The sequence below is a fragment of the Hallella seregens ATCC 51272 genome, from assembly GCF_000518545.1.
Taxonomy (GTDB): Bacteria; Bacteroidota; Bacteroidia; order Bacteroidales; family Bacteroidaceae; genus Prevotella; species Prevotella seregens.
The window spans coordinates 39047-64653 of sequence record NZ_KI912454.1; the positions used below are offsets into that span (position 1 = coordinate 39047).

General features: G+C 51.0%; 19 protein-coding genes, 2 tRNA genes and 2 pseudogenes. 17 read left to right on the plus strand and 6 right to left on the minus strand.

Annotation, left to right across the window (positions count from 1 at the left end):
- Positions 1-5: 5 nt before the first annotated feature.
- Positions 6-2474: a phenylalanine--tRNA ligase subunit beta gene (pheT, locus tag L888_RS0113135; RefSeq protein WP_027953227.1), complete on the plus strand. Its 2469-nt coding sequence runs from the start codon at positions 6-8 to the stop codon at positions 2472-2474.
- Positions 2475-2521: 47 nt separating this feature from the next.
- Entirely contained in the window at positions 2522-3250 is a 729-nt protein-coding gene (locus tag L888_RS0113140) for a YebC/PmpR family DNA-binding transcriptional regulator (protein ID WP_005843577.1), read from the plus strand.
- A 96-nt stretch (positions 3251-3346) separates the two neighbouring features.
- Here L888_RS0113140 and L888_RS0113145 read toward each other — a convergent pair whose 3' ends face one another.
- Positions 3347-3895: a hypothetical protein gene (locus L888_RS0113145; protein ID WP_245594895.1), complete on the minus strand. Its 549-nt coding sequence runs from the start codon at positions 3893-3895 to the stop codon at positions 3347-3349.
- Here L888_RS0113145 and lepA point away from each other — a divergent pair.
- The 6 genes from lepA to L888_RS0113175 all read left to right on the plus strand — a co-directional run bounded on the left by lepA (position 3887) and on the right by L888_RS0113175 (position 12411).
- Entirely contained in the window at positions 3887-5668 is a 1782-nt protein-coding gene (gene lepA, locus L888_RS0113150) for a translation elongation factor 4 (protein ID WP_005843581.1), read from the plus strand. The two genes, L888_RS0113145 and lepA, sit on opposite strands and share 9 nt — an antisense overlap.
- A 51-nt stretch (positions 5669-5719) precedes the next feature.
- Entirely contained in the window at positions 5720-6310 is a 591-nt protein-coding gene (locus tag L888_RS0113155; protein WP_005843583.1) for a Crp/Fnr family transcriptional regulator, read from the plus strand.
- 172 nt (positions 6311-6482) lie between these two features.
- Positions 6483-7682 carry a pyridoxal phosphate-dependent aminotransferase gene (locus L888_RS0113160; protein ID WP_005843585.1) on the plus strand — a complete coding sequence of 400 codons (1200 nt, stop codon included), beginning with the start codon at positions 6483-6485 and terminating at the stop codon, positions 7680-7682.
- Positions 7683-7686: 4 nt separating this feature from the next.
- The gene (locus tag L888_RS0113165; protein WP_027953229.1) at positions 7687-8934 is read left to right on the plus strand and encodes an ABC transporter permease; all 1248 of its coding nucleotides are present in this window, start codon (positions 7687-7689) and stop codon (positions 8932-8934) included.
- 89 nt (positions 8935-9023) lie between these two features.
- The gene (locus L888_RS0113170; RefSeq protein WP_027953230.1) at positions 9024-10691 is read left to right on the plus strand and encodes an AMP-binding protein; all 1668 of its coding nucleotides are present in this window, start codon (positions 9024-9026) and stop codon (positions 10689-10691) included.
- Positions 10692-10746: 55 nt separating this feature from the next.
- A complete protein-coding gene (locus tag L888_RS0113175; protein ID WP_005843591.1) occupies positions 10747-12411 on the plus strand; it encodes an AMP-binding protein in 1665 nt (554 codons plus the stop codon).
- On the opposite strand, the gene L888_RS14990 is transcribed toward L888_RS0113175, so the two are convergent.
- Positions 12386-13420, minus strand: coding sequence for a TetR/AcrR family transcriptional regulator (locus L888_RS14990; RefSeq protein WP_245594896.1), 1035 nt, complete (start codon positions 13418-13420; stop codon positions 12386-12388). The genes L888_RS0113175 and L888_RS14990 overlap by 26 nt on opposite strands.
- 132 nt (positions 13421-13552) lie before the next feature.
- On the opposite strand from L888_RS14990, the gene L888_RS0113185 reads away from it, so the two are divergent.
- The 6 genes and pseudogenes from L888_RS0113185 to L888_RS13875 form a co-directional block, all read left to right on the plus strand.
- Positions 13553-15841, plus strand: a complete 2289-nt coding sequence (locus L888_RS0113185) for an NADP-dependent malic enzyme (RefSeq protein WP_027953231.1) — start codon at positions 13553-13555, stop codon at positions 15839-15841.
- Positions 15841-16281: a hypothetical protein gene (locus L888_RS0113190; RefSeq protein WP_027953232.1), complete on the plus strand. Its 441-nt coding sequence runs from the start codon at positions 15841-15843 to the stop codon at positions 16279-16281. The genes L888_RS0113185 and L888_RS0113190 overlap by 1 nt, the downstream gene beginning before the upstream one ends.
- Positions 16282-16330: 49 nt before the next feature.
- Positions 16331-17815, plus strand: a complete 1485-nt coding sequence (locus L888_RS0113195; protein ID WP_027953233.1) for a glycoside hydrolase family 10 protein — start codon at positions 16331-16333, stop codon at positions 17813-17815.
- Between the two features lie 36 nt (positions 17816-17851).
- Entirely contained in the window at positions 17852-18835 is a 984-nt protein-coding gene (locus L888_RS0113200; protein ID WP_027953234.1) for a Gfo/Idh/MocA family protein, read from the plus strand.
- A 3-nt stretch (positions 18836-18838) separates the two neighbouring features.
- On the plus strand, positions 18839-19939 hold the full coding sequence (locus tag L888_RS0113205) for a DUF4421 domain-containing protein (protein ID WP_027953235.1): 1101 nt from the start codon (positions 18839-18841) through the stop codon (positions 19937-19939).
- 184 nt (positions 19940-20123) lie between these two features.
- Positions 20124-20732: pseudogene (locus tag L888_RS13875) on the plus strand (N-acetylmuramoyl-L-alanine amidase-like domain-containing protein); the annotation flags it as partial.
- Between the two features lie 190 nt (positions 20733-20922).
- On the opposite strand, the gene L888_RS0113220 reads toward L888_RS13875, so the two are convergent.
- The 3 genes from L888_RS0113220 to L888_RS0113230 form a co-directional block, all read right to left on the minus strand.
- Positions 20923-20993 (minus strand) — tRNA-Gly (locus L888_RS0113220).
- Between the two features lie 18 nt (positions 20994-21011).
- Positions 21012-21087 (minus strand) — tRNA-Thr (locus L888_RS0113225).
- Positions 21088-21759: 672 nt separating this feature from the next.
- Positions 21760-22707 carry a DUF6261 family protein gene (locus L888_RS0113230; RefSeq protein ID WP_027953238.1) on the minus strand — a complete coding sequence of 316 codons (948 nt, stop codon included), beginning with the start codon at positions 22705-22707 and terminating at the stop codon, positions 21760-21762.
- A gap of 26 nt (positions 22708-22733) precedes the next feature.
- On the opposite strand from L888_RS0113230, the gene L888_RS0113235 reads away from it, so the two are divergent.
- The 3 genes from L888_RS0113235 to L888_RS0113245 all read left to right on the plus strand — a co-directional run bounded on the left by L888_RS0113235 (position 22734) and on the right by L888_RS0113245 (position 23721).
- Positions 22734-23030, plus strand: coding sequence for a hypothetical protein (locus L888_RS0113235; RefSeq protein ID WP_027953239.1), 297 nt, complete (start codon positions 22734-22736; stop codon positions 23028-23030).
- Between the two features lie 105 nt (positions 23031-23135).
- Positions 23136-23387 (plus strand): hypothetical protein, encoded by a 252-nt coding sequence (locus tag L888_RS0113240; RefSeq protein WP_005843615.1) that lies wholly within the window; start codon positions 23136-23138, stop codon positions 23385-23387.
- Entirely contained in the window at positions 23377-23721 is a 345-nt protein-coding gene (locus L888_RS0113245; protein ID WP_027953240.1) for a type II toxin-antitoxin system RelE/ParE family toxin, read from the plus strand. The genes L888_RS0113240 and L888_RS0113245 overlap by 11 nt, the downstream gene beginning before the upstream one ends.
- Positions 23722-23829: 108 nt before the next feature.
- Here the strand turns inward: L888_RS0113245 and L888_RS14740 are convergent.
- Positions 23830-25607, minus strand: a pseudogene (locus L888_RS14740) (fimbrillin family protein); the annotation flags it as partial.

Consider the following 25607-nt stretch of genomic DNA (forward strand, 5'->3'; position numbering starts at 1 on the left):
ATAGCATGAAGATTTCATATCAATGGCTGAAAGAATATGTCGACTTTGACCTGACTCCTCAAGAGACCGCAGATGCTCTAACCTCTACGGGGCTTGAAGTAGGTGCTTTGGAAGAGGTACAGGCTGTAAAAGGCGGACTGAAGGGACTCTTTGTAGGTCAGGTGCTCACCTGCGAGACACATCCAAACAGCGACCATCTGCATATTACCACCGTAGACTTGGGTAAGGATACGCCACAGCAAATTGTATGTGGTGCCCCCAATGTTGCTGCCGGCCAAAAAGTAATCGTAGCTGATTTGGGCTGTGTGCTTTATGATGGCGATCAAGAATTCACTATCAAAAAGTCAAAGCTACGCGGTGTAGACAGCTATGGCATGATTTGCGCCGAGGATGAAATCGGGATGGGTACCGATCATCATGGTATCATTGTACTACCTAAAGATGCCCAGGTTGGCATGCCGGCTGCTGAATACTATCATTTGGAGAGCGATTGGGTGATGGATATTGATATTACGGCCAACCGTGCCGATGCGCTGAGTCACTATGGTGTGGCCCGCGACCTTTACGCTTGGCTGGTGCAGCGTGGATACAAAACGACACTGCATCGTCCCGATTGCACTCCGTTTGCTGTGGACAACAACAAACTTCCCATTGAGGTGGAGATAGAGAACCAACAAGCCTGCAAACGCTATGCCTGTCTAAGTATAACTGACTGCGAGGTCAAGGAGAGCCCACAATGGTTGAAAGACAGACTGACTGTTATAGGGTTACGGCCTATTAACAATATAGTAGACATTACTAACTATATCATGATGGCCTATGGTCAACCCATGCACTGTTTTGATGCCGATATGGTTACCGGCCACAAAATCGTGGTGCGTACACAGCCCGAGGGAACCAAGTTTATTACTCTGGACGGCGACGTGCACACGCTTGGGGAACATGACCTGAGCATTTGCAACGCAGAGGAGCCCATGTGTATTGCCGGCATCTTTGGCGGTAAAGGCTCCGGCACGTACGAGACCACTCGAAACGTGGTGTTGGAGAGCGCCTACTTCCATCCTACATGGATTCGCAAGAGTGCCCGTCGTCATGGTCTGAGCACGGATTCCAGTTTCCGTTTTGAGAGAGGGGTAGACCCCAATGGTCAGGTCTACGCCTTGAAACAGGCGGCTATCCTCTGTAAGGAGCTGGCTGGTGGCAAGGTTTCAATGCAAATCAAAGATGTCTACCCTGACCCTATGCCAGACTTCGAGGTGAAACTTAAATATGAGTACTGCGACCGATTGATTGGCAAGCAAATAGGTCACGACACTATCAAGCGCATTGCCGAGAGCTTGGAGATGAAAGTAGAAGAGGAGACCCCGGATGGTTTGTCCTTGCTTGTCCCTGCTTTTCGTGTGGACGTGCAACGCCCGTGTGACGTCGTGGAGGATATTCTGCGCATTTATGGATATAATAATGTAGAGATTCCGGTACAGCTTAAATCGTCATTGACGGTCGAGAGCGAACAGGACAAGCAATATCGTCTGGAGAACATCATTGGCGAGCAACTTGTTGGCTGTGGCTTCAACGAGATACTTAACAACTCGCTCACCAAGTCGTCATACTATGATAAAGACGAGCATAACACTTATCCTTGGGCATCAACTGTCAAGGTGATGAATCCGTTGAGTGCAGATTTGGGGGTGATGCGACAGACCCTGCTCTTTGGTGGGTTGGAATCGCTGTCGAGGAACATCAATCGCAAGCGCACCAATTTGAGATTCTTCGAGGTGGGTAATGTTTATACCTATGATGCAGCCAAGGATGACCACGATGAATCCATCAAAGCTTATTCACAGGAATACCACGTGGGTCTTTGGCTTACCGGCAAACGCGTGGAAGGTTCATGGGCACATCCTGATGAAGAGATGACTTTTTATGAGTTGAAAGCATATGTGGAGAACATTATGCGCAGAGCTGGGGTGAATGAGAAGACTACTACGATTGTGGCCAGTGAAAACAATGTCTTTTCCTATGGACAGACTTTGAAGTCGCATAATGGCAAAGTATTGGCCGACTATGGTAAGCTCTCAAAAAAAGTTTTGCACGGGATGGGGATTGATAATGACGTATATTATACAGAAATCAATTGGGCTGGCATGCTGAAAGCCATCAAGAAAAACGAGGTAGAGTTTCATGAGCTGAACAAGTATCCCTCGGTGAGCCGAGACTTGGCCTTGTTGGTAGATAATAGTGTTGAATTTGCTCAGATAGAGAATATTGCACGCCAAATAGAAAAGAAAAACTTGAAGCGTGTGGAACTCTTCGATGTGTATCAAGGAAAGAATCTTCCAGCCGGAAAAAAGAGTTATGCCGTAAACTTTATTTTGGAAGATGATGGGAAAACACTGGACGACAAGCAAATTGATGCCATCATGCAAAAATTGATTAAAAATCTCACGACGAAGCTCGGTGCAGAGCTCCGATAGGGGAGTAGAAGTTATAGAACCAATAAACAACATAAGTATTAATTCCTATGGGAAGAGCATTTGAGTATCGTAAAGCTACAAAGATGAAGAGATGGGGGCATATGGCCCGCACATTTACAAAACTGGGTAAACAGATTGCCATTGCGGTGAAAACCGGTGGCCCTGAACCTGAAAACAATCCTACATTGCGCGCTCTTATTGCCACCTGTAAGCGTGAAAACATGCCGAAGGACAATATAGAACGTGCCATCAAGAATGCCCAGGGCAAGGACACGAGCGACTATAAAGAAGTGACCTACGAGGGATATGGCCCTCATGGTATAGCCGTGTTTGTGGACACTTTGACCGACAACACCACCCGTACCGTAGCTGATGTGCGTTCTGTATTCAACAAATACAGTGGAAACTTGGGCAACCAAGGTTCGCTGAGTTTCCTTTTTGACCACCGTTGCGTATTCACGTTCAAGATGAAACAAGGTGTAGAGATGGACGATCTGATTCTTGAACTGATTGATTTCGGAGTGGACGATGAATACGATATGGATGAGGAAGAGGGAGAAGTTACTATCTATGGATTGCCGACCAGCTTTGGTGACATCCAGAAATATCTGGAAGAAAACGGCTTTGAAATTACCAGTGCAGAATTCACGCGCATCCCGAACGACCTAAAAGACGTTACCCCCGAGCAGCGCGAGACTATTGACAAGATGGTGGAGCGACTTGAAGAATTTGACGACGTACAGAATGTCTATACGAACATGAAGCCTGAAGAGTAGGGGGATGCTCTCCCTCTCCATGTCTTCAAGATAAACAAAGAAAGAAGTCCCGAAACTTGTAAATGAAAGTTTCGGGACTTTATTGTTTGTGGCTTGTCAGTCTGTGGGGTGCATCTTTGTTCGGTAATCCTTGGGAGTAAAGGATTCTTCGTACAGAATCTTGCCTGTCTTGGCCGACCGAAAGATGTAATGGAAGCAGAATCCGGCCTCCTTGTAAACCTGACTCCCCGTGTTGTCAATCAGTTCATCGAGTAGTGCTGCACGGAGTTTGGGGCGTAGCTTATCAATCAACTGAGTTTGATCTGCCTTTCCTGAAAGAACATAATAATAATTAAAGGTTCGATTCTGACGAGTGAAAGTGACACTGTCTGTGTGCTGAAAATCCTTGATAGGGGTAGGGCAGTAGCGCTTGGTATAATCGTATGCCTCTTTTTCGGCCCGATCCTCTAATGTCTCATGGTGACAGGAAATAAATGCCAGCATAGCCATCATTCCGGTCACAGCCATCTGGAAAAAGCACTTTTTATTCATTTTAGAATTCGATAAGATGGTTGCAAAGTTAATAAAAAAAGACGAATTGAATTCCGCTATATGCCATCTTTTTCGTACCTTTGCCCGATAAGAAAAGAACACTTTATGGAACATATAAGGAATTTTTGTATTATTGCACATATAGATCATGGCAAGTCGACATTGGCTGACAGAATGTTGGAATATACCCATACAATCCAAATCACGGAGAATCAAATGTTGGACAACATGGATTTGGAGCGTGAACGGGGTATTACCATCAAGAGCCATGCCATTCAGATGACCTATGGACTCAACGGCGAACAATACATCCTAAACTTAATTGATACCCCGGGCCACGTTGACTTCAGCTATGAGGTGTCGCGCAGCATTGCAGCCTGCGAGGGGGCATTATTGGTGGTGGACGCAACGCAAGGCGTTCAGGCTCAGACCATTTCTAATTTATATATGGCCATTGACCATGATTTGGAAATTGTTCCTGTCATCAACAAGATAGACATGCCCAATGCCATGCCTGAAGAGGTTGAAGACGAGATTGTAGACTTGATAGGCTGCGACCCGTCTGACATTATACGGGCCAGCGGAAAAACGGGCGAGGGGGTGGAAGACATTCTTAAAGCAGTAGTAGAGCGCATTCGTCCACCCAAGGGAGATGCGAACAAACCGTTACAGGCACTTATCTTTGACTCCATATTCAACTCGTTTCGAGGCATCATCGTTCTATGCAAGATAGAGAACGGTTGCATTCGTCAAGGCGACAAGGTGAAGTTTGTACAGACGGGTATGGAATATACGGCCGATGAAGTAGGGGTGCTGAAAATAGACATGGAACCAAGGGAAAAGCTCTCGACAGGCGAAGTGGGCTATATCATATCAGGCATCAAGAATGCAACAGAAGTCAAAGTGGGTGATACCATCACACATGAAAATGCTCCGTGCGAGAAAGCCATTGAAGGATTCCAAGAAGTAAAGCCAATGGTTTTTGCTGGGGTTTATCCCATTGATCCTAATGAATACGAAAACTTACGGACATCGCTGGAAAAGCTCCAACTCAACGATGCCTCGCTGACGTTCCAACCAGAATCATCCCAGGCACTTGGCTTCGGATTTCGTTGTGGCTTTTTGGGACTACTGCACATGGAAATTGTACAAGAGCGACTTGGCCGTGAGTTCAATACCGAGGTGATTACTACCGTGCCCAACGTGTCGTACATGGTGTATGATAAGCATGGAGAGGTGAAAGAGGTGCATAATCCAAGCGGATTGCCAGATCCTACGGCTATTGATCATATTGAGGAGCCTTACATTAAGGCTAGCATCATAACTTCGGCCGATTATATCGGTATGATTATGAAACTATGTATCGACAAACGTGGAGAACTGATAGACCAACAGTATGTGTCAGGCAATCGGATAGAGTTGCGTTTCATGATTCCATTGGGCGAAATCGTGATTGATTTCTACGACAAACTGAAATCCATTTCCAAGGGCTATGCTTCATTCGATTACCATATTGACAGCTTTAGGCCCTCTAAATTGGCTCGCTTGGACATCTTGCTCAATGGAGAACCCGTTGATGCTCTCTCTACGCTGGCTCATCAGGATAATGCCGTGACATTGGGGCGAAGAATGTGCGAGAAGTTGAAGGATCTGATTCCCAGACAACAGTTTGACATTGCCATCCAAGCTGCTATCGGTTCTAAAATTGTTGCGCGTGAGACGGTGAAGCAGGTCCGTAAGGATGTATTGGCTAAATGCTATGGAGGCGATGTTAGCCGTAAACGAAAATTATTGGAGAAACAGAAGAAAGGCAAGAAACGTATGAAGCAAATAGGTAATGTGCAGGTGCCTCAAAAAGCATTCTTAGCTGTACTGAAACTGGATTAGAACAATTATAACAAACTATCCGACAAGGGTTATTATAAGGGAGGTATAAACATGAAAGAGTTACAGAACACGACACGAGACATTGCGCGGGAATTGGCTCGAAAATACAGTACCATGACTCATGAAGAACTGGACATTCTTGAGAGTGTCTTGGTTCCTCGAAAATTTGCCAAGGGAGAAACCATTTTGGCAGAAGGTGCGGTCTGTGAGGACATCTACTATATTGAAAAAGGACTTATTAGGCAGTTTTATTATAAGAATGAAAAGGAGCTTACAGAGCACATCGGTTCCGATGGCGAGATATTCATGTGTATAGAAAGTCTTTTCAAGGACGAGCCTACACATTTGCAAGCAGAGGCCCTCGAACCAACAACCGTGTTTTGTCTGCCCAAACGTAAACTTGAACAAGTTGCACTGCACAATGTAAATATCCAGATTCTCTATCGAAAAATATTAGAAGAAAGCTTGATTATTTCACAGGTACATGCTGATTTGGTACGATTTGAGACGGCACAAAACCGTTATCTTAGATTGTGCAAGCTCAAACCACAAGTGGTTCTTCGCGCGCCGCTTGTCTATATTGCCAGCTATCTGCAGATGACACCAGAGACGTTGAGCCGTGTCCGGGCAGCCTCGTTGTAATGGCTATCCATAGTCCCTTGCATCAATATATCTGTTTTTGCATTATAATGGCCGTTATGATAAATAACAGGAAGCACCCCCATATTACATAAAATTTATTGGCTGGGTCGGGAAAAAAGTCTAATTTTGCATCCTGTGAATTTTAAGGACAACATATAAACTGAAAATAAACATGCCTGAAATATCAGTTCGCGGACTGGAAATGCCGGAGTCACCAATTCGGAAACTGGCTCCTCTTGCTGCTGCAGCTAAAGAACGTGGTACAAAAGTATATCACTTGAATATTGGACAGCCAGATTTACCGACTCCGCAAGTTGCTTTGGATGCTCTGAAGCATATTGATCGGAAAGTATTGGAATACTCGCCATCACAGGGTTATTTGTCTTACCGCAAGAAGCTCGTTGGATATTACGAGAAATATAACATCCATATTAGTCCCGATGACATAATCATTACCTCAGGCGGTTCGGAGGCTGTCTTGTTTGCCTTTATGAGTTGCCTTAATCCTGGTGACGAGATTATCGTACCAGAACCGGCTTACGCCAACTATATGGCCTTTGCCATCTCTGCAGGTGCCAAGATACGCACAATTGCTACAACTATAGAGGAAGGCTTCTCGTTGCCCAAAGTAGAAAAGTTTGAGGAACTCATCAATGAGCGTACGCGGGCCATTATGATATGTAATCCAAACAATCCTACCGGCTACCTCTATACCCGACGGGAAATGAATCAGATTCGTGATTTGGTAGCCAAATACGACCTTTATCTTTTCTCCGACGAGGTGTACCGAGAATACATCTACACGGGAAGTCCTTACATTAGTGCCATGCACTTGAAAGGCATTGAGCAAAATGTGGTGCTCATCGATTCTGTTTCCAAACGGTATTCTGAATGTGGCATCCGTATCGGCGCTTTGATTACACGGAATTCGGAAATACGAAAAGCCGTGATGAAATTCTGTCAGGCGCGTCTGTCGCCGCCGTTGATTGGACAGATTGTTGCAGAAGCCTCGCTGGATGCCCCGGAAGAATACTATCGCGATGTCTATGACGAATATGTAGAACGACGCAAATGCCTGATAGACGGACTTAATCGGATTCCGGGCGTTTACTCCCCTATTCCCATGGGCGCATTCTATACCGTGGCACAGTTGCCGGTGGATGATGCAGAAAACTTTTGCAGATGGTGTTTGGAGGAATTCAGCTACGAAGGCGAGACGGTGATGATGGCACCCGCAGCCGGATTCTATACTACGCCCGGTGCGGGAATCAATCAGGTGAGAATTGCCTATGTGCTGAAACGCAAGGATTTGGAACGTGCGCTTTTGGTGCTGCGCAAAGCATTGGAAACATATCCAGGAAGAACTGACTAAAGCCATGGATGTCCCCTTTTTGATAGCCAGACGGATACACCAAGAGAAATCCGAAGGAAACAAAACACCCGGACCAGCCATTACTATAGCAACCGTTGGAGTTGCTATAGGGTTGGCGGTTATGATTATCTCGGTATTTGTGATATTGGGATTCAAACACACCATTAGAAACAAGGTAATAGGCTTTGGGGCGCACATTCAAGTTACTAATTTCATGGCGCAAATGTCGGCAACCCCCTCTCCCATCGTGATAGACGACTCCATGCTGCACGTCATCAGGGATATACCGGGAGTGAAACACGTTGAACGATACGCCTACACACAAGGAATCCTCAAGACCGACTCGGACTTTCTCGGGGTTATGTTCAAAGGGGTTGGGCCGGAGTTTGATTCTACCTTTTTACATCGAAACCTCATAAGCGGGAGCGTCCCGCAGTTTTCCGATCAAAAATCAAGCAATCAGCTTGTCGTGTCCCAGTATATGGCCAACAAACTGCGCTTGAAGAGAGGTCAACAAATCTTTGCCTATTTCATCGGGAAAGGCGGAGTGCGCATGCGCAGGTTCACCATCCGAGGAATTTATGAAACCAATCTTGCCCAATATGATGAAAGCATTTGCTTTACAGACCTGTATACTGCAGTCAAATTAAACGGGTGGGAACCCGACCAGGCTTCCGGTGCAGAAATAACGGTTGCAGACTTTGGACTATTGGACCAGACGGAAGAGCATTTCATACAGAAAATCAATCGTACCGCAGACCACAACGGAGAGACTTATACCTCGCAAACCATCCGCGACACAAATCCGCAGATATTCAACTGGCTCGACTTGCTGGACATGAACGTTTGGATTATTCTGGCGCTCATGATCGCCGTAGCCGGGGTTACAATGGTATCCGGGCTTCTCATCATTATTTTGGAACGAACCGCAATGATTGGGATTCTGAAGGCATTGGGCGCCCGCAACAGAACCATTCGACACATATTCCTCTGGCTGGCAACGTTCATCATCGGCCGCGGTCTCATCGTTGGCAATCTGATAGGCGTGGGGCTCTCCCTACTCCAAAAGTGGACAGGTATCGTCAAGCTGGATGCAGCCACCTACTATGTCAGCACCGTGCCCATTGAAGTGAACATTCCCCTGTTATTGTTGCTGAATGTCGGCACGCTGCTGATTTGCGTACTCGTGCTGGTCGTGCCAAGTTTTATCGTTTCGCGCATCTATCCGGCAGCAAGCATGCACTACGAGTGATTTTCGGCTTCGGGGCAAAAAACTGCACATTATTTTTGGGATTGTGCATTTTACGTTGTACCTTTGCACAATAATTAGAATTTTGTGCAATGGATAATATACCCAGTTTCAATTCTCTCATCGAAAAAACAATTGTAAACCATTGGGAGAAAGATGCGCTTACCGACTATAAAGGTGCAACCCTGCAATATCACGACGTCGCCCGCAAGATAGAGAAATTGCATATCATGTTCGAGCACTCGGGTATCAAACAAGGCGACAAGATTGCCATCTGCGGCCGAAACAGTTCCATGTGGGCATGCGCCTTTTTGGCAGCCGTAACCTACGGAGCGGTCATTGTACCCATACAGCACGAATTCACCCCCGACCAGATATACAACATCGTCAACCACTCTGATTCCAAACTGCTGTTTGTGGGCGATGTCGTGGCCACCTCCATCGATTCGGAACAAATGCCAAATCTGGAGGGCATTGTCTATCTGCCTGATGCTTCCTTGATTGTCAGTCGTTCAGAAAGACTGTCCTATGCGCGGGAACACCTCAATGAAATGTTCGGGCACAAGTATCCCAAATACTTCAGACAGGAGCACGTTCACTATTATCAGGACGACCCCGAGGGGCTGGCCATGATTAACTACACGAGCGGAACCACCGGCTTCTCGAAGGGTGTCATGCTACCCTATCGCGCGCTGTGGAGCAATATGGACTACCTGATGGAAGCCATAGGAAGCAAGCTCAAAAAGAACAGCGACGTGCTGGCCATCCTGCCCATGGCTCACATGTACGGCTTGAGCTGCGAGTTCCTGTTGCAGTTCTGCATGGGCAACCATCTCTTTTTCCTGACCCGTCTGCCGAGCCCGTCCATTATTCAGGAAGCCTTTGCCGAAATACATCCCAGCATCATCGTCTCCGTACCTCTGATTATAGAAAAGATTGTGCGGAAGAAGATATTCCCCATCGTCAACAACACCCGCGTGCGTCTCTTGCTGAAGATGCCGGGAATCAACAAGAAAGTGAAGGAGCGTCTGCATCAGATGGTTTTGGATGTCATGGGGGGCAATGCCTACGAAATCATGATAGGCGGCGCCAGCTTCAGCAAGGAGATAGAGCAGTTCTTTACAAGCATCAACTTTCCGGTCACCGTGGGCTACGGCACGACGGAGACGGGGCCCATGATTACTTTTTCGGACCATACCGACTTTGTTCCGGGCTCCTGCGGCACTGCGGTGAAGCACATGGAAGTCAAGATATTAAGCCCCGACCCGGCCAATGTTGCCGGCGAAATTGTTACGCGCGGGCTGAATGTCATGCACGGCTATTACAAAAACGAACAGGCCACCCAATCCGTCATCGACGAGAACGGATGGTTCCACACCGGCGACCTGGCCAAGATGAGCCAGGACGGACACGTGTTTATCCTGGGCAGAATCAAGAACATGCTTCTGGGAGCCAACGGGCAGAATGTGTATCCCGAAGAAATCGAGGACAAACTGAACTCGATGGCCATGGTCAGCGAGAGCCTGATTCTGCAAAAGGGAGACAAGCTCGTGGGCCTCGTCCATCCGGACATGGACGAGGTGCATGCGTTGGGATTTACTGACGAAGACCTGAACAGCATCATGGAGGAGAACCGAAAGAATCTCAATCTTCAGCTTCCCTCGTTTTGCAAAATCAGTGAAATTAAGCTGCACGACAAAGAGTTTGAGAAAACACCCAAGAAATCCATCAAGCGTTATCTCTATCAGAACGCAGTATAGCGCTCCACCAGTAGAGAAATCAAGAGACCCAAGAATTTCATTAATGAGGAGAAATATGGAGAATATTCCGAGCTTCAACCGGCTGATACAAAAAAGTATTGTGGAAAACTGGGAGCGAGACGCCCTCACCGACTTTAAGGGAGCAACCCTGCAGTATCATGACGTGGCACGCAAGATAGAGAAGCTGCACATCATGTTTGAAAACTCCGGGGTGCAGAAAGGAGACAAGATTGCCCTGGCCGGCCGGAACAGCGCCGCGTGGGCCGCCGCTTTCCTGGCCGTGCTCACCTATGGTGCCATAGCCGTGCCCATCCTGCATGAGTTTACGGCCGACCAGATTCACAACATCGTCAACCATTCCGACGCCAAGCTGTTGTTCGTGGGCGACGTGGTCGCCACGGAGATAGACGCCACCAAGATGCCCAAACTGGAGGGCATCATCTACATTCCGGACTACTCGCTGGTGCTGTCGCGCACGGACAAACTGACTTACGCCCGCGAGCATCTGAACGAAATCTTCGGCAAGAAGTTTCCCAAGTATTTCCGCAAGGAGCATGTGAACTATTATGTGGAGGAAAACCCAAACGAGCTGGCCCTCATCAACTATACCAGCGGTACGACGGGCTTTTCCAAGGGCGTGATGATTCCCTACCGTGCCCTGTGGAGCAACGCCGACTTTGCCGAACACGTGCTGGGCACCCAAATTCATGCCGAAGACAGTGTCATCAGCATCCTGCCGATGGCCCACATGTACGGCATGGCTTTCGAGTTCCTGTTCGAGTTCATCAAGGGCTGCCACATCTACTACCTGACGCGCATCCCCTCGCCGGCCATCATTGCCCAGGCCTTTGCCGAGGTGAAGCCCAAAATCATCATTTCCGTACCTCTGATTATCGAAAAGATCATCAAGAAAAAGGTGTTCCCGAAGATGCAGGACACCAAGATTCGCATCCTGCTGAAGATGCCGGGCATCAACAAGCGGGTGTACGAGAAGATTTGCGAGCAAGTGTCGAAAGCTTTCGGTGGCAACTTCTACGAGGTCATCATCGGCGGCGCGGCGTTCAGCCAGGAAGTCGAGACATTCCTGCACCAAATCGGATTCCGCTACACCGTGGGCTACGGGGCAACGGAGTGCGCACCCATCATCTGCTATGCCGACCACGCCTCGTTCGTACCCACGTCCTGCGGCAGGGCTGCCCTGCACATGCAGGTGAAGATTGCGAGCGAAGACCCCGCAAGGGTGCCCGGCGAGATATTGGCCAAGGGCCCCAACGTGATGCTCGGCTATTACAAGAATGAGGAAGCCACCGAGGCAGCCATCGACAAGGACGGCTGGTTCCACACGGGCGACCTCGGCACGATGGATGCCGACGGCAATGTCTTCATCAAAGGCCGCTCCAAGAACATGCTGCTGGGCTCGAACGGGCAGAACATCTACCCGGAAGAGATCGAAGACAAGCTCAACTCCATGACCATGGTCACCGAGAGTGTGGTCATCCAGGATGGCGACAAGCTGGTGGGACTGGTGTTCCCCGACTACGATGCTGCCAAGCAGATGGGATTCAACAATGAGGACCTGAAAGACATCATGGAGCAGAACCGCAAGCAAATCAACACCGTCCTGCCGGCCTACTGCCATCTTTCGTCCATCGAAATCCATGAGGAAGAATTCGAGAAGACCCCCAAGCGGTCGATCAAGCGATTCCTATACACCAGATAAAGGGTTCGAGGCTTTTTCCAACATATAGGGACATACACCGTGTGTATGTCCCTATATTCAATTTATACATTCCTTTCCTTTGGCGTTTAGTGGGGCCCACGAAGGCTTCCCGACCATTCCTTTGGCGTTTCGTGGGCCCCACGAAAGCCTCCCGGACATTCCTTGGGCGTTTAGTGGGCCCCACGAAAGCCTCCCGGACATTCCTTTGGCGTTTCGTGGGCCCCACGAAAGCCTCCCGGACATTCCTTGGGCGTTTAGTGGGGCCCACGAAGGCCTCCCGACCATTCCTTTGGCGTTTAGTGGGCCCCACGAAAGCCTCCCGACCATTCCTTTGTCGTTTCGTGGGCCCCACGAAAGCCTCCCGACCATTCCTTTGTCGTTTCATCTCTTCGATCTGGCGGTCCAGCTCACGGATTCCCTCCAACGTGCAGAATCCGCGGATAAACAGAATAATCACGTCGCGGAAAATCTCCTTAAACTCGTATTGCTTGTAAAGCCGGTTCTCCATCACGTAATTCATGGCCCCGTTGCCCACCTTTGAGATGAGCTCGTAATTGACGTTGGCCTTGAAATAGCCCTCCGCTATCCCCCGCTGGAAAAAGAGCTGAGCCTTGGCCTCTGTCTCCCGATGCCTCCCCTCCTTCCATGCCATGATCTCAGGAAACTTGTGCAGCTCCATGAAATACACGGGCGAGATGCCTGTCAGGTGGCGCATCTGCAAACGATAGAACTCCAGGATAATGTCGATGACATGACGGTTGGCCCCGGAGGCATACGTGGCCATGTGGGCGTCGAAGCCAAAGTGCTCCTCCTTGACGCATTCCATCAGCAGCTGCTCCTTGTTCTTGTACAGCTCATAAACGGTGCGCTTGGAGACGGACAGCAGATTGGCAATGTCGTCCATCTTCACCGCCTTGATTCCCTTGGATTGAAACTCGCGGATGGCCGTCTTGAGTATGCGCTGCCTGAGCCGCTGCCTGTATTCTGTTGGAGTGCCTGATTTATACATAGAAAGAAAGCATCATTAAAAACACAGTGCAAAGGTACAAAAAAACGAAAAAACCACTTTTGTTTTAAGGGTTTTTATTATCTTTGCAACTGCTTCAGAAAAGGTATCTGATAGATTTTAAACTTGATTACCATGGTCAAAATTACGAAAGAGGCCGCACTCGAGTATCATGAATCGGGGCGTCCGGGCAAGATTGAGGTAAAGCCGACAAAGCCTTACAGAACACAAACGGATCTAAGTCTCGCCTATTCTCCGGGCGTGGCCTACCCGTGTCTGGAGATTCAGAAGAACCCCGACGACGTCTACAAATATACGGACAAGGGGAATCTGGTGGCTGTCATTTCCAACGGAACAGCCGTTCTGGGCCTGGGCGACATCGGCGCCATGAGCGGCAAGCCCGTCATGGAGGGCAAGGGGCTGCTGTTCAAGATTTATGGCGGCATCGACGTTTTCGACATCGAGGTGGACGAGAAAGACCCTGTGAAATTCTGCGATGCCGTGGAAAAGATTGCGCCCTCTTTTGGCGGTATCAACCTGGAAGACATCAAGGCACCGGAATGCTTTTACATAGAGGAACGGCTGAAGAAGAACCTCGACATTCCCGTCATGCACGACGACCAGCACGGCACGGCCATCATCTCTGCCGCCGGACTCAAGAATGCGCTCGAAGTGGCTGGCAAGGACATTTCCCAGGTCAGGCTTGTGGTCAACGGGGCCGGCGCGGCTGCCATCAGCTGCACCAAGCTCTATGTGGCGCTCGGGCTGAAGACGGAGAATGTGGTCATGCTCGACTCCAAGGGGGTCATCACTTCCGACCGTCCCAACCTGACCCCACAGAAGAAACTTTTTGCTACCGACCGCCGCGACATCCACACGCTGGAAGAGGCCATCAAGGGTGCCGACGTCTTCGTGGGTCTTTCCAAAGGCAACATCCTCACGCAGGACATGATTCGCTCCATGGCCGACAACCCCATCGTGTTTGCCCTGGCCAATCCCATTCCCGAAATCAGCTATGAAGATGCCATGGCCAGCCGGCCCGACGTGCTGATGTCGACGGGGCGTTCCGACTATCCCAACCAGATCAACAACGTCATCGGTTTCCCCTATATTTTCCGTGGTGCGCTCGACGTGCATGCGCGGGCCATCAACGAAGAGATGAAGATGGCAGCCGTCCAGGCCATTGCCGACCTGGCCAAGCAGCCCATCCCCGATATTGTGAACGAGGTCTATCATGTCAACGACTTGAGTTTCGGCCCGAAATACTTCATTCCCAAACCTGTGGATCCCCGACTCATCACAAGTGTTTCCGCGGCCGTGGCCAAGGCAGCCATCGAGAGTGGCGTGGCCCGCTCCACCATCACCGATTGGGAGGCCTACAAGGACCGGCTGCGCCAGATGCTGGGGCAGGAAACCAAGCTCACCCGCACCCTCCACGCCACGGCTGCGCTGCATCCCCAGCGGGTGGTGTTTGCCGAGGGCGGGCACCCCACGATGATGAAAGCAGCCGTGCAGGCCCGCCAGGAGGGCATCTGCCAACCCATTCTGTTGGGCAACCTCGACCGGCTGAACCGCATAGCCAGCCGGCTGAAGCTCGACCTCACAGGCGTGGAGATTATCGACATGCGGGCCGACAAGGAGCAAGGGCGCCGCGCCACCTATGCCAAGCATCTGGCCGAGAAGCGCGCACGCCAAGGCTATACTTTCGAGGAGGCCTACGACAAAATGTACGAGCGCAACTACTTTGGCATGTCCATGGTCGAGCAAGGCGATGCCGACGCCTTTATCACCGGCCTTTACACCAAATACAGCAACACCATCAAGGTGGCCAAGGAGGTGATTGGCATCCGTCCGGAATACAACACGTTCGGAACCATGCACATCCTCAACACCAAGAAAGGCGTTTACTATCTGGCAGACACGCTCATCAACCGCCACCCCGACCAGAACGTGCTTTACGACATTGCCCGTTTGACCGCGCACACCGTGAAATTCTTCAATAATGACCCGGCGATTGCCATGATAAGCTATTCCAATTTCGGCACGGACGACATGGGATCACCCCAGAAAGTTCATCAGGCTGTGGAGAAACTCCAGCAGGATTATCCCGATATGGTCATTGACGGCGAGATGCAGATCAACTTTGCGCTCAACAAGGAGTTGCGCGATGACAAGTTTCCGTTCACCCGGCTGAAAGGCAAGGATGTCAACGCGCTTGTATTCCCCAACATGAGTTCGGCCAACTGCAGCTACAAGCTGATACAGTCGCTCGAACCCGATGTGGAGACCATCGGCCCGATTCAGATGGGACTCAACAAGGCCATACACTTCACCGATTTTGAAGCCAGCGTGCGCGACGTTGTCAATGTCACGGCGGTTGCGGTCATCGATGCTTACGTAGACAAATTAAAAAACAATAAGTAATGAAAGCCTCCGAGCAGACTGTTCAGCAGATAGAGCGTTTTCTGAGAAAGATAGCCCAGAAGTTTCCGGCATGTCCCAACACCACCATACTCACCGACATACATGTTCGGGTGGCGCAGGACAGCGGGGAGCTTCTGGCTTTCAACGACAACGATGAGGAGATCACGCGTTGTGTCGTTGAGCAATGGATTGACAACAAGGACGAACGCTTCTACGACAGCGTTACCCTGACCATGCGCGCTGTTCTCAAGAAGTATCACGAGTTGGTCGACAATCTCGGCATTCTGAAGCCGTTCAGTTTCGTACTGGACGATGACGACAAAAACAGCTTTGCCGAGCTCTATTTGGCCGACGACGATACTGTCATTGTCGGGGGCGACTTGATGCAAGGGTTGGATAAGGATTTGGATGATTTCTTCGGTCATCTGATGGAAGAATAAATCCCATGCGCCTCTGGCAAATCATCACAACACATCCCATACCAAGGATATGAGACGATTTTTCCTCTTTCTCTTCATTTTCGCGAGTTTTTTAAATGTTCAGGCGCAAAAACGCCAGTTCAGGGGTGCCTGGATTCAGGCTGTCAACGGACAGTTCCAAGGCATGTCGCGCGACGAAATGCAGCGCACCCTGACTCATCAGCTCGACGTCTTGCAGCAAGACGGCGTCAATGCCATCATCTTCCAGGTCAGGCCCGAGTGCGATGCCCTCTATGAAAGCCGGCTGGAGCCTTGGAGCAGGTTCCTGACCGGAGTTCAGGGACGTGCCCCCTACCCTCTTTGGGATCCGCTGGCATGGATGACAGAGCAGTGCCACAAGCGCGGCATGGAAATTCACGCATGGATCAATCCCTACCGGGCCAAGACGAAAGGCACCACCCAGTTGGCCTCCGGCCATGTTGCCGTGCAGCATCCCGAACGGACTTTTTCTTATGACAATCAGATTATACTGAATCCGGCACTGAAAGAGAACCGCGACTACATTTGCCGCGTGGTTCAGGACATTGTGAGCCGTTACGATATTGACGGCCTGCACATCGACGACTATTTCTATCCCTACCCTGCCCCCGGCCAAACCATCCCCGATCAGCAATACTACGAGAGCAACCGTCAAGGCTTTTCCAACATTGGCGATTGGCGGCGCAATCATGTCAGCCTCTTCGTGCAGCAGTTGTCAGAAGTCATCCATCAGTGTAAGCCATGGGTGAAGTTTGGCATTTCGCCTTTCGGCATCTACCGCAATCTTTCATCCGACCCTGCAAATGGTTCGGCTACCAAAGGCTTGCAGAATTATGACGACCTTTATGCCGATGTTATTCTTTGGGTCAACAACGGCTGGGTGGACTATTGTGTGCCTCAAATATATTGGCAGATCGGCCATCCCACGGCAGACTATGCCACACTCATCAAATGGTGGGACAAGCACGCTGCCAACCGTCCTCTCTATATTGGCGAAGACGTAGAGCGAACCGTGAAATTCGCCGACCCGCAAAATCCGGACAGCCATCAGCTGCCGGCCAAACACCGGTTGCATCAGCAGATGAGCCATGTAAACGGCACTGTGCTTTGGTATGCCAAGGCCGTTGTGGACAATGTGGGCAATTACGGCACCATACTCCGCAACAATTATTGGAAGTTTCCTGCCTTGCAGCCCCTCATGCCTTTCATCGACAGCAAGGCCCCAAAGAAACCGCGAAAACTGAAAGTGGTTGAGACCTCTGACGGTCTGGTCTTGTTTTGGCAAGGAAGAAAGGCTAAAAACTGGGGCGATGAGGTCACGCAATATGTGGTCTATCGTTTTGGCAAGGGCGAGAAGATAGATCTGCAACAGGAGACGCACATCGTAGGCGTCAGCCGGCAGAATTTTATGAAACTGCCCTACAAGGACGGGCAAGAACGATACGTCTATATCGTCACTGCTCTGGACAGAATGTCCAACGAAAGTAAGGGCAGCAAAATAAAAATCAAGATTTAGTCTCCATGTAACTTTAAAGCGTTAACAAATACTGCAATGAAGGAAATCAGTTGGGGATTTATTGGATGTGGCGAAGTCACCGAGAAAAAGTCGGGGCCAGCTTTCAATGAGGTTCAGGGCTCACACGTAGAGGCGGTCATGAGCCGGAGTGAAGACAAGGCAAGGTCTTATGCCGAGCGTCATCACATCCGAAAATGGTACACCGACGCCCAGCAGCTGATAGACGATCCGGATGTCAATGCCATCTATATAGCCACTCCACCCTCCAGCCATGCTACATTTGCCATTATGTCCATGCGGGCAGGCAAACCCTGCTATGTGGAGAAACCATTGGCTGCCAGCTATGAAGACTGCCTCCGGGTCAACCGCATCAGCGAAGAGACCGGAGTCCCGTGCTTCGTAGCCTACTACCGGCGTTACCTCCCCTATTTCCAGCGTGTCAGAGATATTGTCAATGCCGGCGAACTGGGCAAGGTGCTCAATGTGCAGATTCAGTTCTCCGTGCCGCCGCGCGATCTTGATTACAACACAAGGGCCAGCCTGCCTTGGCGCCTCCAGCCCGACATCTCCGGCGGCGGCTATTTCTACGATTTGGCCCCTCATCAGTTGGATCTGCTTCAGGACTTGTTTGGCATTATCATACGCGCCCATGGCTATCCAACCAACCGCGCCCATCTCTACAAGGCCGAAGACACCATCAGTGCGGCCTATATATTTGCCAACGGCATCTCCGGCAGTGCCTCCTGGTGTTTTGTAGGTCATGAGAGTGCCAAGGAAGATCGCGTTACCATAGTTGGCGACAAGGGCACCCTGTCTTTCTCCGTATTCACTTACGATCCGATCCATCTGATTACCAACGAAGGGGATACCTGCATCCAAGTGGAGAATCCGCCCTACGTCCAGCTCCCCATCATTCGTTCCGTCATCAGTCACTTGCAGGGATTGGGTGAGTGCAAGTGTACCAGTATCAGTGCCACGCCCGTCAACTGGGTGATGGATCGTATTCTGGGCAAATTCTAATCCATGGACAGGAGCACATTTCAGCGGGCGATGTGTCTGGAGGTTGCTCTTTTGGCGACATTAGTTGTCCGTGCCCTCGGTGTCGACAGCCTGTCGGCGTCCCATCACCAATTGCGCACCCCTTTCCTGAACCGCATCTATCAGTTTGTGAAAGAGTTCTCTCGGGTAGACACCAGCTATGTAGAACCGCAGCACTACAATTTCACGCTGATGTTTCAAAACACCAACACTTACGAGGTTTATCATCTTCGCAACGCAGAAGGTCAGGAATTTGTATTTACCCCGAAACCCTCTTACAAGATAGGGCCTTACTTCGGGTGGCGCTGGATTTTTCTGGGCTACACCATCGACCTCACCCATCTTGGGGGCGAAAACAAGCAAGACTTCAACCTCAGCCTGTACAGCAACCAGATAGGAGTAGATTTGTTCTATCGCAAGTCGGGCGACGATTATCGCGTCAGCCGCGTATTCTTGGGCAAGAAATACAACACCGATGCCATGCGTGGTGCCGAGTTCGACGGTTTCCGCAGCAGCATCAAGGGCTTTAACCTTTACTATATTTTCAATCACCGTAAGTTCTCCTATCCTGCTGCCTACAGCCAGAGCACCGTGCAGCGGCGTTCCTGTGGCAGTCCCATTGCCGGAATCGGCTATACGCGCCACCAGCTGAGCGTCGACTGGCAATCGTTGGACAACCTGCTGGCCCAGCGTCTTGGCAACAACTATGCTCCAGAAGCTGTCGATTCCTCGCTCATGTTCTCAAATATCAAGTATTCCGACTATTCTCTGTCCGGCGGATATGCCTACAACTGGGTCTTCGCCCACAACTGGCTTTTCGATGCCTCTCTGCAGATGGCCTTGAGCTACAAGCAGACCATTGCCGATATGAATAGTTCCACCAAAGGAATCTTCCGCGACTTCGATTTCCACAATATCAACGTGGATGGCATTACGCGTTTGGGCATCGTCTGGAATAACACCCGTTGGTTCTTTGGCACCAATGCCGTCTTCCATGCCTACAACTATCGTAAGAGCCGTTTCTCCACCAACAATGTCTTTGGCAGTGTCAACTTCTACGTGGGCTACAACTTTAGCAAACGATAACCGCTTTCTTCTTTCTGTCATGAAACAGCGTTTCTTCCTCATTTCTTTCTCCGCCCTTTTCAGCATGATGATTGGGCAGGGTATGATGGCCAAAGCCTCTATCCCCAATTACAGGCGCAGCGACTCTGTCAAGGTGATGCGTCTGTTCCGACAGGCTTCCCGGCTGGATTCCAACACCAATTTCATGATCTATTTTGCCCGCCAGCTTTGCGGACTGCCCTATGTGGGCAAGACTTTGGAGAAAAACGACAACGAGCGGCTCGTTGTCAATCTTCGGCAGCTCGACTGCACCACCTACATGGAAACTGTCGCGGCCCTCACGCTGAGCATACGCCAGCGCAAACCCACCTTTGCGGCCTTTTGCCACAATCTGCAACGGCTCAGATACCGTGGCGGCCAAATAGCCTATACCAACAGGCTCCACTACTTCACGTCATGGATAGAGGAAAACAGCAGGAAAAATCTCGTCACCTGCATAGACAGCCCTAATCCGCCGTTCACCGCCACACAGACGGTACGCGCCAACTACATGACTACACACACCAGTCTCTACCCCATGCTGGTGAAACATCCCGACTGGATTCCGCAAATTGCCACGATGGAGAAAAGCATCACGGGCAAACGGTTCCCTTATATTCCCAAGAGCCAGCTCGCCAATGACAAACTCTTGCGTCAGACCATCCACGACGGCGACATCATCGTTATCCTCACTTCCAGACGAGGTCTCGACACCAGTCATATCGGCATTGCCGTCTGGCATGCCGACGGTCTTCATCTGCTCAATGCTTCCAGCATCCGCCATCGTGTGGTCGAAGAACCCAAGCTCTTCAGCCGATACATGCGCGAGCATCCCTCACACATAGGCATACGCGTGGTACGGTTGAATACGCCTAAAAAAGCCACATCAATACCGATTAAAAGTAAGATTTGCGAGGGTAAAAACAAGTCGAACCCCCAATTAAACCTACTGATTTCCAGATTTGAGCGGAATACGGGAGTCGAACCCGCCTCCCAGGCTTGGGAAGCCCGTGCACTACCGATGTGCTAATTCCGCAATTTCAAATCTTGATATTGGAGCCGATACTCGGACTCGAACCGAGGACCTACGCATTACGAATGCGTTGCTCTACCAACTGAGCCATATCGGCATTTGCGATTGCAAAGGTATCATATTTTTTTTAATGCTCCAAATTTTCGGAGTAAAAATATAGCATGTGCATTTTTTAGACAGAACAAGATATTGAGTATATGGCTGCGCGGTGAGGTTTTAGACAGAACAACATATTGAACATATAGCTGCGCGGTGAATGTGTACATGGGGTTTAATGTGTGATATTGCCGTGCGAGCCGGCCCCTACATCAAAACCTCGTATGCACATTCATCGCGCAGCATCTGTGAAATCTGTGCAATCTGTGAGAAAATACCTCGCGTGGAATCTGCGGGAGAACGCCACGTATGGAATCGGTGTGTCCTTTTTCATCGCGCAGCCATATGTTCAAATATGTTGTTCTGTCTAAAGAATCGCGGGCCGTGTCTCACGACACAGTCCGCGCAAAAAGAGATATTATAAAAACATGATATAGGGGTGTATTGTAGTTACCTTGTCTGTGTAAAGGGATGGACAGCAGCACGGTCGTGTCTGTTCATACAACCGTCATTGATGGGGTTGGCAAAGACAACTGGGAACAACAGATAACAACATTTATACCGTGGCGCAGCGTTGTTTGTTGTTGTTCATCGTTGTCTTTTGAACCCATGCGACATGTCATTGCCTTTTGAACCCATGCGAAATGCCGTTGTCTTTTGAATCCGCCGTGCTTCACCCCTCGACTTTCTCGTACACAAAGAGGGAGCCGTTCTTGTTCTGCCCCACCCAGATGGTCTTGGGCTGGCCGTCGGGCGTGGTCTGGCCCGCCACGGCAAGCTCGTAATGTCGCTTCGTGCCCGTCCCCTCAGTACGTCCCGTGAACGACAGGCTGCCGGCCGCAAGCCCCAGCTGCTGCTCCAGCGCGGCGAAACCCGGCCGCAGATGCGCCTCGTGCTCAGCCCGCCGGCGGTCGCGTGCCGTCTGCGACGTGCCCGCGCGGTGGGCCAAGAGCGTGCGGCGGTTGTCCACCAAGTTGTTGTACTGCGTGATGAGCGCGGCGATGGGGGCCGAGGGCTCCAGCTCGTCCAGCGCCTCGACGCGGCGCAGCACGGCCGACAGCGCACGGTCTGTCGCGGCCCGCAGCTGCTTCACGTCGAACGCGCCCACCGTCACGCCCGTCTTGAGCTGCGCGTGGAAGAGCTTGTCGAACACCGTGTTGTCCATCTCCAGCCGGTTCACGTACAGGTCGGCGTCGATCTTCGTCACGTGCTGTGCCACGTCGTCCGTGCCCAGGTCGGCCACGAGGTTGCGGATGAGCCCCGTCTCCTTGTCGTAGTTCGATGCCGTGACGTTGGGATAGGCCTCCATCACGCGGTTCACGGCCTCGGCGGCGGCCAGCGTGGCCGCGTCCGTGCTGTGCAGGTGCAGGGCCACGGCGAGCCGCAGTGCCTGGTACGACCTGTCGCGCCGCTCGTCGGCCTCGCGCATCTTCTGCGTGTTGGGCTCCGTGCGTGGCTGGTTCAGGGCCTTGTCCTCGGCGGCTACGGCAGCCTCAAGCGGCCTGAGCACGGCGGTGAGTTTCTCGGTCTTTGCCTCCTTGCAGAGTGTGAGCACGCGGTCGGCAAACTGGTAGTGCTCCATGTTGTGGAGCTGGCTTTTTTGAACAGGTTTAATTTCCATTTTGCTAAAGGTTTAAGTGAAAGATTATGGTGGAATATTTTTCCAAGGGGTTGGAAGCGCAGCCGATGGATTTTTTTCGCTTTCCAAGGGGTTGGAAGCGCAGCCGATGGATTTTTTTCGCTTTCCAAGGGGTTGGAAGTGCAGCCGATGGATTTTTTTCGCTTTTCAAGGGGTTGGAAATGCAGCTGGTGGCATTTTTTGGCTTTCCAAGGGGTTGGAAGCGCATTTTTTCTCTTTTTCCGCCCGTCCAAGCCCTTGGATGGGCAGGGAACAGGTTTCTTCGAGTCCGGGGAGTCGTTACAGGACAGCAGTCCTTGCCATGACACACCCTGTATCGGTAGATGGAATTTTGCACGCTCTAACTTGCACTTCCCGATTTTTTGCTTATATTTGCAACATGAATCGATAAACAAGAAAGAGGCAGAACAATGACTACACTACAACTTGACGCGGCCATTCACCGCGAACTGAGCTATATCGTGGGCGACGAAACGATGATGGAACAGGCGCTGCGCGCGTTGCGCCGCATACGTCGTGACCGTAAGAAAGAACAGCAACGGCAGGCCGACTCCGACGAAGAAATCGAAGCGAGGCTGCGCCGGGCGTTCTCGGAACTGAAAGACCTGAAAGCCGGCACACTGCAAGCCCGCCCGTTAGAAGAACTGCTCCATGAGTTATAGCCTGCGCACCATTCCGTCGTTCGACCGCGATGCCAAGCGGCTCGCCAAGCGATACCGCTCGCTGCGCGACGACCTGTCGAGGCTCGCCCGTGAGTTGCAGCAAGATCCCTTGCAGGGCACCGACCTTGGCGGCGGCATCCGCAAAATCAGATTTGCCATCGCCTCGAAGCAGAGCGGCAAGCGTGGCGGCGCAAGGGTCATTGTCCATGTGGAACTGCTGGCCCAGACCGACGGTGGCACCGTCTGCTTTCTTGCCCTTTACGACAAGTCGGACCGGAGCACCATCTCCGACAATGCCATTCGCCAACTACTCATAGAGGCAGGCATTGTTTGATGCCTGCCTTTTTTCATGGTATAGGGTGTGTCAGTATGTCAAAGAGCGAGGGATTTCGGGTGATCTTAACACCACCCGAAATAAACCGAATGAATCAAATCAATCGAATTATTCTGAGACGGGACGGGCGGCGAACCCGTACGACCGACCGCTTTCGTTCTGCGGGCGCACGTACCACTGGTATAAGTACAGGTAGCAACCGTAATCCGTGTAGTACGGGACGACCGACCAGTAGCTGCCGTAGTTGCCCAGGTTGTTCAGCGAACCGTCGTTGAAGTTGCGATAGCCCGAAGCGGGGAAATATACGGTGGCATCAGGACTGCTGATTTTGTTGTTGAAGTTCCAACCGTAGTCCCATCCACCGTTTATATTGAATTGTGATTGCGTGTTGGTATTGTTGCCAGTGGTCGTGAAGCCGGTGAAGGCGTTGGATGCGGGCATCTTGAAACCAGCGGGACAGGGGTCGTAGATGGTCTTGACAACGGCGTTGTCGTTGTAGCCAGTTACAGTATTGCCCATCGACCAGAGGTTGTAATAAGTGGCGTTACACCAGTCATAAGAGTAAGTTCCAGTCCCGGCATACCTTAACATATTCTCAGGATGTTGGATGGCATAACCTATGGAACGGCCACCAGCGGTGTTATCGAAAGAATAGTTACCCTGTGCAATGGCATCTGTACCGGGCAGGGCATCCTTGCGCCCAAACTGATAGAGCGTGCTATAGCCTTCGCGCAGTGCCCCGTTGTTTTGCGTGATGGTGATGTAGGCAGACTGTTTCACGCCGCCGTTGGCGACGGTCTGCTCCACCTTCACCCTGACGCTGCGGGGAGCGGAATAGGTAGTACCATTCCAAACGGTGTATTTCCAGCCAAGCGTCTCGTTGGTGAAGTTATAGACTTTGTTCTGGAAGTTGGTCACTGCGGTAGTATTGAGCACGTCCTGTGGGGCGAACCAAAGATGCCAAGACCACACCACGGTGCCGCCTTTAGTGACAGCAATGACGGCATTGCCGTTCTTGATGGCGGAGGCGGGCACCTCGAAGTTCACGAAAGCATTAGTGCCAGTGCCAGACACGGTGGGGTTGATTACGAGGCCGCTCTCGTCAGCCCATACTACCTTGGCAGCGTCGGGAGCATTGTTGCCGCTGTTGCTCTGCGTAATCCAAGGGTCAGTGATATCCTGATCAGCATGGTCTTTGAAGTGCTGCAGCACGTAAGTACCTGATACGGAGGTCTGGTACGAGCTGGGGTTGTTGCTGCCGTTCGTGATGGCGTTGCCATAGACCAGCGGGATGCGGTAATGGCCAGGGGCCGAGATGACATAGCTGTTGGCAGTGCTGCGAGCCACGCTTCCACCCTTGGTGGAGAGATCGTAGGGACTGCCGGCGGAGCCTAACGCCGTAGCGGTTTTCAGCGCGTTGTTGCGCGGGGCGAGCTTGTCGATGATGTCAGTTGTGAGCGTGGCGGTGCCGCTCTCGGCCGCCGTTCCTCCGTCTCCGCTCTCGGTGCTCAGGTTAGTCAGCCATGTAGGTTTGGTCTGCGTTTCTGCTCCCCAGGTCAGACCGCCGTCAGCGCTCTCCTGATAGCTCACGACCTTCCACTTGACGGGCTGCTGCACGTGGCTGACGGGATCTTCACGATAGCTCTGCACGGTATAGTTGCCGGCAGCAGTCTGGTCGTAGGCTATGGCTGCGGGCGAGGTTACGGTGAGCTGGTACTGCCAGTCGGAATTGTTCTGCGAGAGGGCGTAGGTCTTTGTCGTGCCGGGCTTCCATGTGCCCGAAAGGTTGGTCGTGATGGGTGTGGAGCCGTCGGAGAAGTGTATCTTCACGCTCACGCCCGAGAGTGGCTGCGGAATCATGTAGAACGTGTAGTTGTCGCCGTTGT

Coding starts and splice junctions, on each gene's coding strand:
- L888_RS0113145 (WP_245594895.1), bottom strand. CDS start 3,895: ATGTTCCATAAAGTGTTCTTTTCTTATCGGGCAAAGGTACGAAAAAGA.
- L888_RS0113140 (WP_005843577.1), top strand. CDS start 2,522: ATGGGAAGAGCATTTGAGTATCGTAAAGCTACAAAGATGAAGAGATGG.
- L888_RS0113155 (WP_005843583.1), top strand. CDS start 5,720: ATGAAAGAGTTACAGAACACGACACGAGACATTGCGCGGGAATTGGCT.
- L888_RS0113245 (WP_027953240.1), top strand. CDS start 23,377: ATGAGTTATAGCCTGCGCACCATTCCGTCGTTCGACCGCGATGCCAAG.
- L888_RS0113175 (WP_005843591.1), top strand. CDS start 10,747: ATGGAGAATATTCCGAGCTTCAACCGGCTGATACAAAAAAGTATTGTG.
- L888_RS0113240 (WP_005843615.1), top strand. CDS start 23,136: ATGACTACACTACAACTTGACGCGGCCATTCACCGCGAACTGAGCTAT.
- L888_RS0113200 (WP_027953234.1), top strand. CDS start 17,852: ATGAAGGAAATCAGTTGGGGATTTATTGGATGTGGCGAAGTCACCGAG.
- pheT (WP_027953227.1), top strand. CDS start 6: ATGAAGATTTCATATCAATGGCTGAAAGAATATGTCGACTTTGACCTG.
- L888_RS0113190 (WP_027953232.1), top strand. CDS start 15,841: ATGAAAGCCTCCGAGCAGACTGTTCAGCAGATAGAGCGTTTTCTGAGA.
- L888_RS0113160 (WP_005843585.1), top strand. CDS start 6,483: ATGCCTGAAATATCAGTTCGCGGACTGGAAATGCCGGAGTCACCAATT.
- L888_RS0113165 (WP_027953229.1), top strand. CDS start 7,687: ATGGATGTCCCCTTTTTGATAGCCAGACGGATACACCAAGAGAAATCC.
- L888_RS0113235 (WP_027953239.1), top strand. CDS start 22,734: ATGGTGGAATATTTTTCCAAGGGGTTGGAAGCGCAGCCGATGGATTTT.
- lepA (WP_005843581.1), top strand. CDS start 3,887: ATGGAACATATAAGGAATTTTTGTATTATTGCACATATAGATCATGGC.
- L888_RS0113230 (WP_027953238.1), bottom strand. CDS start 22,707: ATGGAAATTAAACCTGTTCAAAAAAGCCAGCTCCACAACATGGAGCAC.
- L888_RS0113205 (WP_027953235.1), top strand. CDS start 18,839: ATGGACAGGAGCACATTTCAGCGGGCGATGTGTCTGGAGGTTGCTCTT.
- L888_RS0113195 (WP_027953233.1), top strand. CDS start 16,331: ATGAGACGATTTTTCCTCTTTCTCTTCATTTTCGCGAGTTTTTTAAAT.
- L888_RS0113185 (WP_027953231.1), top strand. CDS start 13,553: ATGGTCAAAATTACGAAAGAGGCCGCACTCGAGTATCATGAATCGGGG.
- L888_RS14990 (WP_245594896.1), bottom strand. CDS start 13,420: ATGTATAAATCAGGCACTCCAACAGAATACAGGCAGCGGCTCAGGCAG.
- L888_RS0113170 (WP_027953230.1), top strand. CDS start 9,024: ATGGATAATATACCCAGTTTCAATTCTCTCATCGAAAAAACAATTGTA.